The organism is Streptomyces sp. NPDC048001 (assembly GCF_043203115.1).
GTDB classification, from domain to species: domain Bacteria; phylum Actinomycetota; class Actinomycetes; order Streptomycetales; family Streptomycetaceae; genus Streptomyces; species Streptomyces sanyensis.
On record NZ_JBIDBN010000005.1, the window covers coordinates 72,977 to 89,829 of the forward strand.

The window sequence follows — 16,853 nt, forward strand, 5'->3', positions numbered from 1 at the left end:
GTTCACGCCCCTGTGGACACCAGTTCACACACCGGTGACGGGAGAGGGCCGCGCCGCTCCCGGTCATGACGCAGTGTCATGACCGACGGGTCGGTGTCATGACCGACGGACCGGGGAGAGCGGCCCGCCCTCGGTGCACCGCCCCGCGCGGAGGCTCCCCACCCACCGGGGAGAGCGCTGCACCGCCCGGGCCCCAACGGACCCGGCGCGGAGCCGCCCCGACGGCGACCGCGGCCGCCTCACCGGGCCCGCGGCCGGGTGCGCGAGGCGAGGCGGCACCGGGGCTCCGCCGGCCCGGCGGTCAGGACTGAACGGCGAGAACCAGCGGGAACACCCCCTTCGCCCCCGCGCGCAGCAGCAACCGCGAGACGACCGCCAGCGTCCAGCCGCTGTCGGCGTAGTCGTCGACCAGCAGCACTGGTCCCCCGGCCTGGGACACGGCCTCGCCCAGTGCGGGCGGAACCGTGAACGCCTCGTGCAGCGCGCGCACCCGCTGGGCGCTGTTCGTCCGGGAGACGTGCAGCTCGGACAGTTCCGGAGCGTGATCGACACGGCCCAGGAGCGGCATCCTCCCGACCTCCGAGATACGCGACCCGAGGGACTCGACCAGCCGGGGCCGCGTGCGGGAGGCGACGGTGACCACGCCGACCGGCCGTGGGGGAGCGTCCGCCTCCCCCGAGGCCCAGCCGCCGGGACCTCGGGCCCAGTCCGCCATGACCGTCACAACGGCCGAGAACATGTCGTCGGGCACGGGGTGGTCGGGCGCCCCCGGAGCGACCATCGGCCGCAGGCGGTTGCCCCAGCCGATGTCCGACAGACGCCCGAGCCCCCGGCCGCCGAAGGACTGCTCCGCCGCCGGAATGCGCCCCTTGAGTGCGACGCCCACCGCCGCCAGGCCCGTCGGCCACATCCGCCGGGGTTCGAGTTCCACACCGGGGCGCCGGAGTTCGCCGCGCGCGGCGTCCAGCGCGCCGTCCGTGACCTTGTCGCTGAAGCGCGCTCCCGCGCAGTTGTCGCACCGCCCGCACGGAGCCGCCTCCTCGTCGTCCAGCTGCAGGCGCAGGAACTCCATCCGGCACGCAGTGGACCCGGCGTAGTCGCGCATGGCCTGCTGCTCCGCCTCGCGCTGGCGGGCCACCCAGGCGTACCGCTCCGCGTCGTACTCCCAGGGGCGCCCGGTGGCCGTCCACCCGCCCTTGACCCGGCGCACCGCGCCGTCCACGTCCAGCACCTTCAGCATCGTCTCCAGGCGGGTGCGGCGGAGCTCCACCTGAGGCTCCAGCGCGGGGAGCGACAGCGGGCGGTCGGACCCCGCCAGAACGTCCAGGGTGCGGCGTACCAGCTCCTCGGGAGGGAAGGCCACCGAGGCGAAGTACTTCCAGATGGCCTCGTCCTCCCTGCCCGGCAGCAGCAGCACCTCGGCGTGCTCGACACCGCGCCCCGCTCGGCCCACCTGCTGGTAGTAGGCGATGGGTGAGGAGGGGGAGCCGAGATGCACCACGAAGCCGAGATCCGGCTTGTCGAACCCCATCCCCAGGGCGGAGGTCGCCACGAGGGCCTTGACCCGGTTGGCGATGAGGTCGTCCTCGGCCTGCTGCCGATCGGCGTTCTCCGTGCGGCCGGTGTACGAGGCCACGGTGTGACCGCAGTGGCGAAGGTACGCGGTCACCTCCTCGGCGGCCGCGACCGTCAGCGTGTAGACGATCCCGGAGCCCGGCAGTTCGCCGAGGTGGTCGGCCAGCCACGCCAGGCGGTGCGCGGCGTCCGGCAGTTGCACCACACCGAGGCTCAGGCTCTCCCGGTCGAGCGGGCCCCGCAGCACCAGGGCGTCGGTCCCCGCGCCGGTGCCGAGCTGCTCCGCCACGTCCTCGGTGACACGGGCGTTGGCGGTGGCCGTGGTGGCGAGGACCGGGACCCCGGCCGGCAGCTCGGCGAGCATCGTGCGCAGCCGCCGGTAGTCGGGGCGGAAGTCGTGGCCCCAGTCGGAGATGCAGTGCGCCTCGTCGACGACCAGCAGGCCGGTGGCGGCGGCGAGGCTGGGCAGGACCCGGTCGCGGAAGTCGGGGTTGTTCAGCCGCTCGGGGCTCACCAGGAGGACGTCCACCGTGCCGTCCGCGATCTCCGCCTGCACCGCCTCCCACTCCTCCGTGTTGGAGGAGTTGATCGTCCGCGCGACGATGCCCGCCCGGGCGGCGGCCTCGACCTGGTTGCGCATCAGGGCGAGCAGCGGGGAGACGATCACCGTCGGACCGGCGCCCCGTGCCCGCAGCAGCGAGGTGGCCACGAAGTACACGGCTGACTTGCCCCAACCCGTCCGCTGGACGACCAGGGCCCGGCGCCGGTCCGCCACCAGGGCCTCGATGGCCCGCCACTGGTCCTCGCGCAGGCGGGCGGTGCCGGTCGGGTCGGAGACGAGTCGGGCGAGCACGGTGTCGGCGGCGCTCCTGAGCTCCGCCCGGTCTGCGTTGGTCATGGCTCCATGCAACCTGATAGGACCGACAGGAAGCGAACGGCGGCCACGTGCTGTGGACAACTTATCCACAGGGGGTGACGCCGCCGTCCCGGTCGCGAGACCGTCAGCCCATGAGCAAGCACAGCGCATTCGACGCCGGTCGCCCCGGCGACCGGCAGATCACCCTCCGCAGCCCGGCCGAACTGGCCGACGCGCTCCCGTACATGATGGGCTTCCATCCCAGCGACTCGATCGTCCTCGTCACGCTCCACGGCAGGAGTGGGAGGTTCGGCGGCCGACTGCGGGTCGGCATCCCGCCGTCGAGCGAGGAGTGGGAGCCCGTGGCGACGGAGATCGCCGACTGCCTGATCCGCGGGAGCGAGCACCGCGGTGCCCGCCCCGACGGCATGCTCGTCTTCCTCTGCCAGGACCCGGTGGCGGGCGAGAGCCCCGCCTCGGTCACGGCCCGGCTGCGCCCGCTGGCGCAATGGCTGCGGACCGCCTGCGGCACCCTCGACGTGCCCGTCTACGAGGCCCTGTGCATCAGCGGAGGCCGCTACTGGTCCTACTGCTGCCCCGACGCCCGCTGCTGCCCTCCGGAGGGCACACCCCTTGCGCTGCCGGGCACGTCCGTGCTCGCCGCGGCCGCCGCGTACGCGGGCGTGCAGGTGCGCGGGACGCAGAAGGAGATCGAGGCCAGGATGACACCTCGGCCGAAGGCCGACGCCGCGGCGGGGGAGTGGGCCCTGGACGAGGCGGGCTGCGCGACCGCGCTCCGCCTGGCGGGCGGAACCGGGCGCCGCCGCCTCGCGGTGGAGACCCTGCAGACGGCGAAGGCCCTGCTGGAACGGCTCGCCCGGGCACCGCGTACAGGTGGTGCCGGTGCGGCCGACGCCGCCGACGACCGGCTGGTCGCGGATTCCGAGGCGGCCCGGGTGATCATCGGACTGCAGGACCGGAGGACCCGGGACCGCGCGGCCCAGTGGATGGAGGGCCCGTCGGCCGAGGCCGCGCTGCGCCTGTGGCGCTCGCTCGCCCGGCGCTGCACCGGCGGGTACCGGTCCTACGCGGCGGCACCTCTGACCCTGGCCGGCTGGGTCTCCTGGTCGACCGGGGACGAGCCCTCGGCCCGGGTCGCGCTCGGCCTCGCCCTGCGGGCCGACCCCGAGTACGTCTTCGCACGTCTGCTGCACCAGGCGTGCAACGCGGGCCTCGACCCGGAGACCCTGCGGCACTGTCTGCGGCAGGACCAGGACTGGCCGGAGGGCGGTGAGGAGCCGGTCGACTGCGCGGAGGGCTCCGTGGCGGCGGACGGCGGCTCGCGGGTCCCTCCGCCGGGGATCCCCTGTGCCGCTGCGGGAGAGGGCGGAGCGGCCGGCGCCGTCGGGGCCGCGCACGCGGGCCCGACGGCGCCTGGCCCTTCCTCGTCGCCGCCGGGCCCGGGTGCACCCGGGGGCCGTGCACCGGACGGGGCCGCCCAGTCGGCGCAGAGGGGCGACGAGGTCTGCGGCAGGCCCTGCGGCAGGCACCCCCGCCCCGCAGGAGGGGCGTGTGCGGACCCGGCGGGGGCCGGCGGGGACGGCGGGCTCGCCGTCCCCGATGCGGGCCCGGTCGGAGCGGAGCACGGACGGGCGGAGGCCGCGCAGGTGGCCCGGAACCGTACTGCGGGAACCGGGGTGGCCTCCGGCCGCGCGGGCTCCGGGCAGGTGAGGAGCGCGCCCGGGGGGCGTCGCCGGGGTGGACGGGGAAGCCGGCCTGCGGCCCGGGCGGGCCGTGGTTCCCGGCCCGAGCGCCGGAAGGGCCCTGCCGGGTCGGCGCCCGGGGACCACGCGGCCGGAGGCCGGGGCGCCCCGTGACGGAGCAGCCGGTAGCGGCGGCACCGGGCGCACCCTGCCGTCGGCCACGAGAACCTCCGGACGCGGTCCGGTTCGCACGGGCGGCGCCTGCCGTGTCCCGGCCGCCGACGGTGGAACAGGGGCGAGCCGCGGGGCGGACGGCTGTCTTATCGTCAGGCAGACGACTATGATCGCGGCATGTCTCCCTACGACCCGTCGGCCTTTCCGCCCTTCGCCGTCACCGTCGATCTGGTCGTGCTCACCGTGCGCCGCCACGCGCTCTGCGCGCTCGTGGTGCGGCGCGGCGAGCCGCCCTTCCAAGGCAGTTGGGCGTTGCCCGGGGGCTTCGTGCGGACCGACGAGGACCTTGCGGGCGCGGCGGGCCGCGAGCTGGCCGAGGAGACAGGGCTGTGCGCCCACGACCCGGCCGACCCCGGTGCGGTGAACGGTGCGCACCTGGAGCAGCTCGCCACCTACGGCGATCCGCGGCGCGACCCCCGGATGAGAGTGGTCAGCGTGGCCCACCTGGTGCTCGCCCCCGATCTCCCGGCCCCGCGGGCGGGCGGCGACGCCAACAGCGCCCGCTGGGCACCGGTCGGCGAGCTGCTCGGCCGCCGTGAGGAGAGCGCGTCGGATGCGGGGGAGCAGGTGCCGCTCGCCTTCGACCATGCGCTGATCCTCGCCGACGGGGTCGAGCGGGCACGGTCCAAGATCGAGTACTCGTCGCTGGCCACGGCCTTCTGCCCACCCGAGTTCACCGTCGGGGAGCTGCGGCGTGTGTACGAGGCCGTCTGGGGAGTGGCCCTGGATCCGCGGAACTTCCACCGGAAGGTGACGGGTACCCCGGGGTTCCTGGTGCCCACGGGCGGGACGACCACGCGCCAGGGCGGCCGTCCCGCACAGCTCTTCCGGGCGGGCGGGGCGACTCTGCTGAACCCGCCGATGCTGCGCCCCGAGGTCTGACCCCGGCCGCCGTCCGTCCGTCCGGTCCGCCCGTCCCGCCTGCCCGCCCGGCTGTGCGGCGGGGTGCTGTCCCGTGGGCTCCGGGGACCCACCGGGCCACGCCCCCGTGCGAGGGGTCCACGCCCCTGTGCGACGGGTTCGCTCGGCTGCCGGACCTCGCGGCCGGGCCGGTCGGGTGACGGGACCGGCGGGGGCGCGTCCCCGCGCGGTGGCGGCGGGCGGCGGGACCGATGGGCGGAAGGGCGTCCCCGCCCACCGGTTCACTGCTCGACCGGGGCCCTCGCCCGGGCGTTCGCGCCGCCCTGGTCCTGTTGTGCGCGGCCCGCGCCGGCGGCGCTTTGCCCTCCTGGCCGCACCCCGGGCGGGGCGGCCCCCGGCCTCCCGCTCCCGGTCCGGCCGGCGGGCCTCTCCGGCCGGCCCCGCCCCTCCCGCGGGGAGCTGCGTCCGCCCGGCCGTGACCGGCGCTGCCGAGTCGGTCCCCCTCTTGCGGGTCAACCGGTCGACACCGCCGTGGCGTTGTCGTTCCCCGTTCTGCTCTGCGCCGGTGTGTTCGCCGTGTTCCACTCCCGAGCCGCTTGGAGATCGAAGCGGACCGAACGCCGGTCCTTGTCACCACCACCGAGCCAAGCTGTCCGATTCCTTACGATAAGGCGTCAATTGGGGAGTGGGCGCTGATCACCCTTTCGTGTGCTTTTCACCAAAGACCTCAAGGGGCTCGGAATCGGGGCCGACAAAGGATGCGTGAGTACCGTTGCGCACACCATGATGACCGCCGCCCGCCCCGCCGAGAGCGGCCTCGCCGGCCCGGGCGAACTCGACCGATACCCCTACCCGGAGCGCCAGGGTGCCGAGCGCCTCGCCGCTCCTGCGTGGCAGGGCGCCGACGCGGAGCTGGGCCGGGCCGCCCGCCGCACCGCGGGCAGCCGTGGACGCGGCCTGCACGGCCAACTCGTCCAGCAGCTGGGCCAGATGATCGTCTCCGGAGACCTGGGGGCCGACCGTCCGCTCGTCCCGGAGGAGATCGGCCAGCGCTTCGAGGTCTCGCGCACGGTGGTGCGTGAGTCGCTGCGCGTGCTGGAGGCCAAGGGGCTGGTCAGTGCCCGGCCCAACGTCGGCACCCGGGTGCGCCCGGTCAGCGACTGGAACCTGCTCGACCCGGACATCATCGAGTGGCGCGCCTTCGGCCCTCAGCGGGAGGACCAGCGTCGCGAGCTGAACGAGCTCCGCTGGACGATCGAGCCCCTGGCCGCCCGTCTCGCGGCGGGGCACGGCCGCGAGGACGTGCAGCAGCGGCTCGGCGACATGGTGGAGATCATGGGCCACGCCCTGGCCCAGGGCGACGGCATCACCTTCTCCCGGGCCGACGCCGAGTTCCACTCCCTGCTCGTGCAGCTCGCCGGCAACCGCATGCTGGAGCACCTCTCCGGGATCGTCGCCGCCGCCCTCCAGGTCTCCGGCGGGCCGGTCACCGGGTGCGAGCGCCCCGGCGACGCCTGCGTCGCCCACCACGCCCGTATCGCCGACGCCCTCGCCGCGGGGGACGCTGCCGGTGCCGAGGCGGCCGTGCGGCAGCTGCTCACCGTCCACCCCGAGGTGGACCGCGTCGTTCCGGCCCCTCGCGAGCACTGATCCGGACGTTTCTGCGACGGTGTGCGGCGCGGGTGTCGCCGGATTCCCCGGGGTCCGGCGACACGCTGGGTGCAGTATGCACGCTTTGTGACGTTACCGCTCCTTTGGGGTGTGACTCGGGCCACGTGTATTGGGCGTAACGCTCCTCGGAGCGTGGCGATGACCTAAGAGGTGACAGCCGAGGAGGGAATACAGCAGCCGCCACCGGCGCTGTGTCAAGCTCCTGGGTCCAGCCCGCGCCACCGGTACGTCCTCACCCCGGTGGTCGTCGGCTCCGGTCCGATTTCACGGGCGGGGCCGGAAGCCGTTTCCCATCGTTCCGAGAGGTTGTTCGTGTCGGCCAGCACATCCCGTACGCTCCCGCCGGAGATCGCCGAGTCCGAGTCTGTGATGGCGCTTATCGAGCGGGGAAAGGCTGATGGGCAGATCGCCGGCGATGACGTGCGGCGGGCCTTCGAGGCTGACCAGATTCCGCCAACCCAGTGGAAGAATGTTCTGCGCAGCCTCAACCAGATCCTCGAGGAAGAGGGTGTGACGCTGATGGTCAGTGCAGCGGAGTCGCCGAAGCGCGCCCGCAAGAGCGTCGCAGCGAAGAGCCCGGCCAAGCGCACCGCCACCAGGGCCGTCGCAGCCAAGACGACCACGGCGAAGACCGTCGCCGCCCCCGCGGCGCCGGTCGCGGAGCCCGTGGAGTCCTCGGCCGACGAGCCGGTGGCCGCCGCTCCCGCCAAGAAGGCCGCCGCGAAGAAGACGGCGGCGAAGAAGACGGCGGCCAAGAAGACCGCCGCGAAGAAGACGACCGCGAAGAAGACCGCGGGCAAGAAGGACGCGGAAGAGCCCGTCGAGGGCGAGGAGCTGCTCGACGAGGTCCAGCCCGGCGGCAAGGACGAGGAGGAGCCGGAGGGCGAGGCCAAGGGCTTCGTCCTGTCCGACGACGACGAGGACGACGCCCCCGCGCAGCAGGTCGCCGTCGCCGGTGCCACCGCCGACCCGGTCAAGGACTACCTGAAGCAGATCGGCAAGGTCCCCCTGCTCAACGCCGAGCAGGAGGTGGAGCTCGCCAAGCGCATCGAGGCCGGCCTGTTCGCCGAGGACAAGCTGGCCGGTGCCGACAAGCTCGCCCCGAAGCTCAAGCGTGAGCTGGAGATCATCGCGGAGGACGGCCGCCGGGCCAAGAACCACCTGCTGGAGGCCAACCTCCGACTGGTCGTCTCCCTTGCCAAGCGCTACACCGGCCGCGGCATGCTCTTCCTGGACCTGATCCAGGAGGGCAACCTCGGTCTGATCCGCGCGGTCGAGAAGTTCGACTACACCAAGGGCTACAAGTTCTCCACGTACGCCACCTGGTGGATCCGCCAGGCGATCACCCGTGCCATGGCGGACCAGGCCCGCACCATCCGCATCCCGGTGCACATGGTCGAGGTCATCAACAAGCTGGCGCGCGTGCAGCGCCAGATGCTCCAGGACCTGGGCCGCGAGCCCACCCCGGAGGAGCTGGCCAAGGAACTCGACATGACCCCGGAGAAGGTCATCGAGGTCCAGAAGTACGGCCGGGAGCCGATCTCCCTGCACACCCCGCTCGGCGAGGACGGCGACAGCGAGTTCGGCGACCTGATCGAGGACTCCGAGGCGGTCGTTCCGGCGGACGCCGTCAGCTTCACGCTCCTCCAGGAGCAGCTGCACTCGGTCCTCGACACCCTGTCCGAGCGGGAGGCGGGCGTGGTCTCCATGCGCTTCGGCCTCACGGACGGCCAGCCCAAGACCCTGGACGAGATCGGCAAGGTCTACGGCGTGACGCGTGAGCGCATCCGCCAGATCGAGTCCAAGACCATGTCCAAGCTGCGCCACCCGTCCCGCTCGCAGGTTCTCCGGGACTACCTGGACTGAGCCGCGGCCGCCCCCGCCGGGCGGCCACCGCGCGCGTACGGCCACCGGGAGGGGCCCGGAACCCGCAGGCGTGCCGCCGGCTGATCCGATCCGAGTGATCCGGTCAGCCGGCGGCACCGCCGCAGGGTTCCGGGCCCCTCCTGTGCTGTCCGCCCCCCGGTCCGCCCGTCCCTCCCTCCGGGCCGCCGGGTCCGGTGCCCCGGTGCGGCGCCCGACCGTGGTGCCGCGGCGGCCCGTCCGGCGCCGTGGCACCGCGCCGGATTCCCGGCGGGCGAATCCCGCCCGGCGCGGCAGGCGTTCCCGCCGACGGCGCGCGGGGGTGCGCCGCCACGCCCACTGGACGACGCTGGGTGCAACCTCGTTCCACGCAGAGTCAGGAGAGCGCATGCGTCGTCCCGTCCTCGGAGGCCCGGCCCTCGTCTCGGCCGTGACCGCCGCCCTGCTGGTCCCGGCCCTGACCACACCCGGGTCCGCCTCGGCCGACAGCGTGGTCATCGGCGGATACGAGGCCGATGTGGAGGCCAGTCCCTGGGTGGTGGCCCTGTCCAGCCGTGACCGGTTCGGCGCACACCGTGCCGGTCAGTTCTGCGGGGGAGTGGTCGTGGGGCCCGCCACCGTGATGACGGCCGCCCACTGCCTGGACCCCGCCGTCCTCGGAGGGGACGCCGCCTCGGTGCGGGACCTGGCCGTGATCGCGGGGCGGAGCGAACTCGACGGGGCGGGCGGGGAGGAGGTCCCGGTGAGTTCGAGCTGGGTCTCGCCCGACTACGACCCGCTCACCAACAGCTCGGATCTGGCGCTGCTGACCCTCGGCCGGGAGCTGCCCGCCTCCAGGGTGCTGCCCCTCGCCGGCCCGGGCGACCCGTCCGAGGCACCGGGTACACCGGCGACCGTGTACGGCTGGGGCGACACCACGGGACGCGGCGGCTACGCGTCGGCGCTCCGCGCCGCCCGCGTGCAGGTCCTCCCCGACAGCCACTGCAGCTGGGCCTACCCGGGGGGCAGCAGGGGGCGCTACCTCCCGTCCACGATGCTCTGCGCGGGTGACGTCCGCGGCGGTCACGACGCCTGCCAGGGGGACAGCGGCGGACCGCTGGTCGCCCAGGGCCGACTCGTCGGCCTCGTCTCCTGGGGCAGCGGCTGCGGACGCCCGGACGGACCCGGTGTCTACACGAGGGTCTCGGCCGTGGCCCCGCCTCCTTCGCAGTGGGGCTCCGCCGGAGCGGACCGGCCCGAGCCGCCGGGTCGCTGAGGCGTACGCAGGGCCCTGGTGCCCGGCTCCCGGGCGCACGGGCGCCGTCCCGCCTCCGGGGCACGGCGGGCTCTGCGCGGGCCGCCGCGGCCCGCCCAGAGCCCGCCGTGCCCCACGTCCCCCGCGTGCGGCCTCTTCTCGTGCTGGCGCCCCCTGCCCGCCACGGGCAGGGGGCGCCAGCACGAGAAGAGGGCACCAGCACGAGGAGCCACGAGAACGGGCGACCGCCCCTGGTGTCCAGGAGCGGCCGCCCGTCGGCCGGTCGTGACCGGCCCTGGCTCGTCGGGATGCGAGGCGTCAGCGTTCCTCGTCGCCGGCTGCGGCCGGCATGACCGTCAGGCGGTCGGTCTCGTCCTGTATCTCAGCGGCGATCTTCTTGAGTTCCGGCTCGAACTTGCGCCCGTGGTGGGCGCAGAAGAGCAGTTCGCCGCCGCTGATCAGCACGACGCGCAGGTAAGCCTGGGCGCCGCAGCGGTCGCAGCGGTCGGCGGCCGTCAGCGGGGTCGCGGGGGTCAGAACAGTAGTCACGTCGCCTCTTCTCTAGCTCGACGAGCTGTCGTACCAGGGTCAACATCCAACCAGCCCCAAAACGTTCCCGCTCGTGGCTTTTCCTCGAAAGTCTCTCCGAGGTGGCTGTCTGCTGCCGGTTGGCGGCGAAGGAACCGTATTGCTTCGCTCTACGGATTTCGCGGTTGCATGTCTCGTGCGGTCCTCCCGGCCCGTTGCCGGTTGTTCATGAGGACGTGCCCGGAGCCTAAATGGTTCATGCCTCGAAGGGAACGTGATGTGCACGTCACCCCATCGAGGGATCGAACATTCATGCGACGCTCGACTAGCATGGGACATCACGAGGGTGGCGTTACATCGGCTCTACCAGGCCTCGGTACGCTCTGTGCGGCGACCGACGCCCGGGCCCCTACCCCACGTGGCCACATCTGAAATTCAGCGAGGAGCGAACCGCGTGACCGCCGAAACGTCCGTGCCGTCCACAGCACTGCTGACAGCGGAGCGTGACGGCTCCAACTACACCGCGCGGCATCTGCTCGTACTGGAGGGACTCGAAGCGGTCCGCAAGCGCCCGGGCATGTACATCGGGTCGACGGACAGCCGGGGCCTGATGCACTGCCTCTGGGAGATCATCGACAATTCCGTCGACGAGGCGCTCGGCGGCCACTGCGACCACATCGAGGTCCTCCTCCACGAGGACGGCTCCGTGGAGGTCCGGGACAACGGCCGCGGCATCCCGGTCGACGTCGAGCCCAAGACCGGCCTGTCGGGCGTCGAGGTCGTCATGACCAAGCTCCACGCGGGCGGAAAGTTCGGCGGTGGCTCCTATGCGGCCTCCGGCGGCCTCCACGGCGTCGGCGCCTCGGTGGTGAACGCCCTGTCCGCCCGCCTCGACGTCGAGGTGGACCGGGGCGGCGCCACCCACGCCATCAGCTTCCGGCGCGGCGTCCCCGGAGTCTTCACCGAGTCCGGCCCCGACGCCCCCTTCGACCCCACCGGCGGCCTCCTGAAAGGCAAGCGCGTCCCCAAGGCCCGCACCGGCACCCGCGTCCGCTACTGGGCCGACCGCCAGATCTTCCTGAAGGACGCCAGGCTCTCCCTCGACACCCTCCACCAGCGTGCGCGGCAGACCGCGTTCCTGGTCCCCGGCCTGACCATCGTCGTCCGCGACGAGCGGGGCGAGGCCGGCGGGGACGGCGAGGGCAAGAGCGTCGAGACCTTCCGCTTCGACGGCGGCATCAGCGAGTTCTGCGAGTACCTGGCGCAGGACCGGCCCGTCTGCGACGTGCTGCGCCTGAGCGGTCACGGCACGTTCAAGGAGACGGTCCCGGTCCTGGACGACCGGGGGCACATGACGCCGACCGAGGTCACCCGGGAACTCGGGGTGGACGTCGCGCTGCGCTGGGGCACCGGATACGACACGACCGTCCGCTCCTTCGTGAACATCATCGCCACCCCCAAGGGCGGCACCCATGTCACCGGGTTCGAACGCTCCGTGACCAGGACGGTGAACGAGGTCCTGCGCTCGGCCAAGCTGCTGCGGGTCGCCGAGGACGACATCGTCAAGGACGACGCCCTGGAGGGGCTCACCGCGGTCGTCACGGTCCGGCTCGCCGAGCCCCAGTTCGAGGGCCAGACCAAGGAGGTCCTCGGCACCTCCGCGGCCAACCGCATCGTCGCAGGCGTGGTCGCCAAGGAGCTCAAGGCCTTTCTGACCTCCACCAAGAGGGACGCCAAGGCGCAGGCCCGGTCGGTGCTGGAGAAGGCGGTGGCCGCGGCCCGGACCCGCATCGCCGCCCGCCAGCACAAGGAGGCCCAGCGGCGCAAGACGGCACTGGAGTCCTCGTCCCTGCCGGCCAAGCTCGCCGACTGCCGCAGCGACGACGTCGAGCGCAGCGAGCTGTTCATCGTCGAGGGCGACTCGGCGCTCGGCACGGCCAAGCTGGCCCGCAACAGCGAGTTCCAGGCCCTGCTGCCCATCCGCGGCAAGATCCTCAACGTGCAGAAGTCGTCCGTGTCGGACATGCTCAAGAACGCCGAGTGCGGGGCGATCATCCAGGTCATAGGGGCCGGCTCGGGCCGCACCTTCGACATCGACGCGGCCCGCTACGGCAAGGTCATCATGATGACCGACGCCGATGTCGACGGCTCCCACATCCGCACGCTGCTGCTCACGCTCTTCCAGCGCTACATGCGGCCCATGGTGGAGGCCGGGCGGGTGTTCGCCGCCGTGCCGCCGCTCCACCGGATCGAGCTGATCCAGCCCAAGAAGGGCCAGGACCGGTACGTCTACACCTACTCCGACAGCGAGCTGCGGCAGACCCTGCTGGAGTTCCAGCGCAAGGGCACCCGTGTCAAGGACTCCATCCAGCGCTACAAGGGCCTCGGCGAGATGGACGCCGACCAGCTGGCGGAGACCACCATGGACCCCCGCCACCGCACCCTGCGCCGGATCAACATCGGCGACCTGGAGTCGGCCGAGCGGGTCTTCGACCTCCTCATGGGCAACGAGGTCGCCCCGCGCAAGGAGTTCATCACCACCTCGGCGGCCACGCTGGACCGCTCCCGCATCGACGCCTGAGACGCCGTGGGGCGGGCCGCCCGCCCGCCCCACGGGCCCTGAAGGCGCCCATCACCTGATGGGGTGAAGCCTCCGGGGAGAGGAGTCCGGGATCTTCCTGCTCTGTCCATCCTTGTGATCGCGGGCCGAAACGGTTCGCTGACAAGGAGAGTTGAGCGTGGAGAAGCAGGAAGGGCGGAGCGCGGACGAGCTGCGGCTCGACGACCCGTGGTACGACGCACTGGCCACGGGCCCGGCCGACGCGGCCCAGGCGCCCCCGGCCGTCCCGGCGCAGTCCGCGGGCGCCGGGCGGACCAGCGCGGAGGTCTACGCGGAGGTGCAGCGCAGCCCCGCCTTCCAGGAGGTGCGCAGCCGCTACCGGCGCTTCGTCGTGCCCGCCTCCCTCGCCTTCCTCCTCTGGTACCTGGCCTATGTCGTCGCCGCGACCACGGCACCGGGACTGATGGCCGCCGAGGTCGCGGGCGGGCTCAACGTGGCCATGGTGGCCGGCCTCGCCCAGTTCCTCACCACCTTCGTCCTCACCTGGGCCTACGCCCGTCACGCGCGCCTGCACCGGGACCGCGCGGCGCTCGAACTGCGCTGGGACACCCAGGAGATGACCCGGGCGGCGGACCGGTGAGCGGAGACCACCAGGCCCTGGCCCTCGTGCTGTTCAGCGCCTTCGTCGCCGTCACCCTCGGCATCACCACCTGGGCGGGCCGCCACCGCAGGGGGTCGGCCGAGGAGTTCTACGCCGGGGGGCGGCTGTTCTCGCCCATGGAGAACGGCTTCGCGATCGCCGGCGACTACATGTCGGCGGCGTCCTTCCTCGGCATCTCCGGTCTGATCGCCCTCTACGGGTACGACGGGATGCTCTACTCCGTCGGCTTCCTCGTCGCCTGGCTGGTCGTGCTGTTCCTCGTCGCCGAACTCGTGCGCAACTGCGGCCGGTTCACGCTCGCCGACGTGGTGGCCTCGCGGCTCGCCGCCCGCCGGGTCCGGATCGCCTCCGGGGTCTCCTCCATCACCGTCTCGGTGCTCTACCTGGTCGCCCAGATGGTGGGCGCAGGCTCCCTGGTCGCCCTGCTCCTGGGCGGAACCGGAGAGGCGGCGCGCTCCTGGACGGTCGTCGGTGTGGGCGCCCTGATGGTGGTCTACGTCTCCCTGGGCGGGATGCGGGCGACCACCTGGATCCAGATCGTGAAGGCGGTCCTGCTGATGGCGGGCGCGACCGCGCTGACCGCGCTGGTGCTCTCGCGCTTCGGAGGCGACCTCGGACGGCTGCTGCAGGCCGCGGCCGACCGCAGCGGCCACGGCGCGTCCTTCCTCGCCCCGGGGCTGCGCTACGGCGGGGGCTGGACGGACCGGCTCGACTTCATCAGCCTGGGCCTCGCCCTGGTCCTGGGCACGGCGGGGCTGCCGCACATCCTGTCCCGCTTCTACACCGTCCCCACGGCCCGGGCCGCACGCCGCTCGGTGATCTGGTCCATCGGCCTCATCGGCAGCTTCTACCTGATGACCATCGTCCTCGGCTTCGGCGCCGCCGCGGTGCTGGGCACCGAGCAGGTCCGCGCCTCGAACGCGGCGGGGAACACGGCCGTCCCGCTGCTCGCCCTGGACCTCGGGGGAGGGGCCGGGTCGACCGGGGGCACGGTGCTCTTCGCGGTCGTCGCCGCCATCGCGTTCGCGACCATCCTCGCCGTCGTCGCGGGCATCACCCTGGCCTCGTCGGCCTCGGTCGCCCACGACCTGTACGCCTCGCTGGGCCGCCGCCGGGCCCGGGCGACGGCGGGAGACGGCCGGAAGCCGCGGCGCCGGTGGGGCGAGGTGGCCGTCGCACGGGCGGCGGCCGTGGGCATCGGCGCGGTGGCCATCGGTCTCGGGCTGCTGGCGCAGAACCTCAATGTGGCCTTCCTGGTCGGCCTCGCCTTCGCGGTGGCGGCCTCCTCCAACCTGCCGGTGCTGCTCTACTCGCTGTTCTGGCGCGACTTCACCACCCGCGGGGCGCTGTGGTCCGTCTACGGCGGTCTGGTGCCCGCCGTGGTGCTCGTGGTGTTCTCCCCGGTGGTCTCCGGCAGCGGGAAGTCCCTCTTCCCGGGCGTGGACTTCAGCGTGTTCCCGCTGGAGAACCCGGGGCTGGTCTCGATCCCCCTGGGCTTTCTCGCCGGATGGCTGGGCACGGTGACGTCCTCCGAGGTACCGGACGAGGCCCGGCACGCGGAGACCGAGGTGCGGGCGCTCACCGGCGCCGGGGCGGCGTAGCAGCTGTCCCGCAACTCCCGCCCGGCGCCCTGCGGGCGGACGGCGCCATGCGTCGGACACGACCGGGCGCCCCGGGCCGGACGGGGTGCTTCCCGGCCGGGGCCCCGGCCTCCCGCAGCGGTCCGCCCCCGTGCCCCGCCCGCGGCGGCGATCCGCCGGGGTCCGCCCGCCTATCCTGGGCGTCCCGACTTCCTCCCCAGACCCGAGGTGCCCCGTGAGCGAGAGCAGGTCCCCGATCCCCGTCGTCCTCCTCGCGGGATTCCTGGGATCGGGCAAGACGACCCTGCTCAACCATCTGCTGCGGCGCAACCAGGGCAACCGCATCGGCGTCGTCGTGAACGACTTCGGGGCGATCGAGATCGATGCGATGACCGTGGCCGGGCAGGTCGGATCCACCGTCTCGCTCGGCAACGGCTGCCTGTGCTGCGCCGTCGACGTCGGCGAGCTCGACGACTACCTGGACAAGCTCACCCGCCCCGAGGCCCGGATCGACGTCATCGTCGTCGAGGCCTCCGGGCTGGCGGAGCCGCAGGAACTCGTCCGTATGATCCTCGCCAGCGACAATCCGCGCATCGAGTACGGCGGGCTCGCCGAGGTCGTGGACGCCGCGGAGTTCGGCGCCACCCGGGCACGCCACCCGGAGATCGACCGGCATCTCGCCATCGCCGACCTGGTGGTGCTGAACAAGACCGACCGGGTGGACGCCGCCGCCGTGGAGCGGCTGCGGACGGAGATCGGGGAGTTGTGCGGCGGGACCCCGGTCGTCGAGACCCGGTACGGGCGGATCGACCCGGCCCTGCTGCTGGACGCGGCGCTGCGCCCCGGGCCCGAGGACGCCGTTCGCCAGCTCTCCTTCGAGGACCTGTACGCCGACGCCTACGACGCCGAGCACGGACACGACCCGGGGCACGACGCCCACCTGCACACGGCCTACGAGAGCGTCTCGTTCGAGACCGCGACACCCCTGCACCCGCGCCGGCTGATGGACTTCCTCGACACCAGGCCGCCCGGGCTCTACCGGATCAAGGGCCATGTGGACTTCGGCGCCTGCGACCCGCGGAACCGCTACACGGTCCACGCGGTCGGACGCTTCCTGCGCTTCCACCCCGAGCCCTGGCCCGAGGTCGGGAGCAGGGCCACCCGGCTGGTCCTGATCGGCTCCGGACTCGACACCGGCGGCCTCAGGGCCCGGCTCGGCGCCTGCGCGCTGCGCGGGGACGCGCAGGACGTCCCCGACGAGCGGAGCATGTGGGGTGTGCTGCGCTGGGTTCCGGGCGACGCCGACGGGCCGGAGGGGTGGGAGGAGCCGCCCGGGCCCGGGCCGTCCGGGGCCGAGGGACGCCCCGCCGGGGCGGACCGGCCGGACCCGCCGCGCGCCGCGCCCGTCCCCGGGTGAGAGCCGGCGCTCCGGGAGCACGGCCCCTGTACGCGGGGCCGGGGCCGGGCGGGCACGGCGTCCGCGCGGCCCCGTGCGGAGCAGGCCGTCAGCCGGGTGGCGGGCCCGGC

At 73.5% G+C, this 16,853-nt stretch carries 11 protein-coding genes; 9 read left to right on the plus strand and 2 right to left on the minus strand.

All coding sequences use genetic code 11. The features are described 5' to 3' along the window. Positions 1 to 301: 301 nt before the first annotated feature. Complete coding sequence (locus ACGF15_RS10850; RefSeq protein WP_392797822.1) at positions 302 to 2,473, minus strand: RecQ family ATP-dependent DNA helicase; 2,172 nt, start codon at positions 2,471 to 2,473, stop codon at positions 302 to 304. Between the two features lie 110 nt (positions 2,474 to 2,583). Between ACGF15_RS10850 and ACGF15_RS10855 the strand changes: the two genes are divergently transcribed. The 5 genes from ACGF15_RS10855 (at position 2,584) to ACGF15_RS10875 (ending at position 10,018) form a co-directional block, all read left to right on the plus strand. Then, positions 2,584 to 4,308, plus strand: coding sequence for a DUF4192 domain-containing protein (locus ACGF15_RS10855; protein WP_392797825.1), 1,725 nt, complete (start codon positions 2,584 to 2,586; stop codon positions 4,306 to 4,308). 177 nt (positions 4,309 to 4,485) lie between these two features. Then, positions 4,486 to 5,250 carry an NUDIX domain-containing protein gene (locus ACGF15_RS10860; RefSeq protein WP_345613864.1) on the plus strand — a complete coding sequence of 255 codons (765 nt, stop codon included), beginning with the start codon at positions 4,486 to 4,488 and terminating at the stop codon, positions 5,248 to 5,250. Between the two features lie 687 nt (positions 5,251 to 5,937). Next, complete coding sequence (locus ACGF15_RS10865; protein WP_392797828.1) at positions 5,938 to 6,879, plus strand: FadR/GntR family transcriptional regulator; 942 nt, start codon at positions 5,938 to 5,940, stop codon at positions 6,877 to 6,879. Positions 6,880 to 7,212: 333 nt separating this feature from the next. Next, on the plus strand, positions 7,213 to 8,766 hold the full coding sequence (locus ACGF15_RS10870; RefSeq protein ID WP_345613866.1) for an RNA polymerase sigma factor: 1,554 nt from the start codon (positions 7,213 to 7,215) through the stop codon (positions 8,764 to 8,766). A 385-nt stretch (positions 8,767 to 9,151) separates the two neighbouring features. After that, the gene (locus tag ACGF15_RS10875) at positions 9,152 to 10,018 is read left to right on the plus strand and encodes a S1 family peptidase (protein WP_392797832.1); all 867 of its coding nucleotides are present in this window, start codon (positions 9,152 to 9,154) and stop codon (positions 10,016 to 10,018) included. Positions 10,019 to 10,315: 297 nt separating this feature from the next. Here ACGF15_RS10875 and ACGF15_RS10880 read toward each other — a convergent pair whose 3' ends face one another. Next, complete coding sequence (locus ACGF15_RS10880) at positions 10,316 to 10,546, minus strand: hypothetical protein (RefSeq protein WP_256525633.1); 231 nt, start codon at positions 10,544 to 10,546, stop codon at positions 10,316 to 10,318. A 433-nt stretch (positions 10,547 to 10,979) separates the two neighbouring features. Between ACGF15_RS10880 and ACGF15_RS10885 the strand changes: the two genes are divergently transcribed. The 4 genes from ACGF15_RS10885 (at position 10,980) to ACGF15_RS10900 (ending at position 16,743) form a co-directional block, all read left to right on the plus strand. Further along, positions 10,980 to 13,106: a type IIA DNA topoisomerase subunit B gene (locus tag ACGF15_RS10885; RefSeq protein WP_392797835.1), complete on the plus strand. Its 2,127-nt coding sequence runs from the start codon at positions 10,980 to 10,982 to the stop codon at positions 13,104 to 13,106. A 157-nt stretch (positions 13,107 to 13,263) separates the two neighbouring features. Beyond that, positions 13,264 to 13,725: a DUF485 domain-containing protein gene (locus tag ACGF15_RS10890; RefSeq protein WP_345613869.1), complete on the plus strand. Its 462-nt coding sequence runs from the start codon at positions 13,264 to 13,266 to the stop codon at positions 13,723 to 13,725. Further along, the gene (locus ACGF15_RS10895; RefSeq protein WP_345613870.1) at positions 13,722 to 15,347 is read left to right on the plus strand and encodes a cation acetate symporter; all 1,626 of its coding nucleotides are present in this window, start codon (positions 13,722 to 13,724) and stop codon (positions 15,345 to 15,347) included. Before ACGF15_RS10890 ends, ACGF15_RS10895 begins: the two co-directional genes overlap by 4 nt. 214 nt (positions 15,348 to 15,561) lie before the next feature. After that, complete coding sequence (locus tag ACGF15_RS10900) at positions 15,562 to 16,743, plus strand: CobW family GTP-binding protein (RefSeq protein WP_392797839.1); 1,182 nt, start codon at positions 15,562 to 15,564, stop codon at positions 16,741 to 16,743. Positions 16,744 to 16,853 lie beyond the last annotated feature (110 nt).

Coding starts and splice junctions, on each gene's coding strand:
- ACGF15_RS10850 (WP_392797822.1), bottom strand. CDS start 2,473: ATGACCAACGCAGACCGGGCGGAGCTCAGGAGCGCCGCCGACACCGTG.
- ACGF15_RS10855 (WP_392797825.1), top strand. CDS start 2,584: ATGAGCAAGCACAGCGCATTCGACGCCGGTCGCCCCGGCGACCGGCAG.
- ACGF15_RS10860 (WP_345613864.1), top strand. CDS start 4,486: ATGTCTCCCTACGACCCGTCGGCCTTTCCGCCCTTCGCCGTCACCGTC.
- ACGF15_RS10875 (WP_392797832.1), top strand. CDS start 9,152: ATGCGTCGTCCCGTCCTCGGAGGCCCGGCCCTCGTCTCGGCCGTGACC.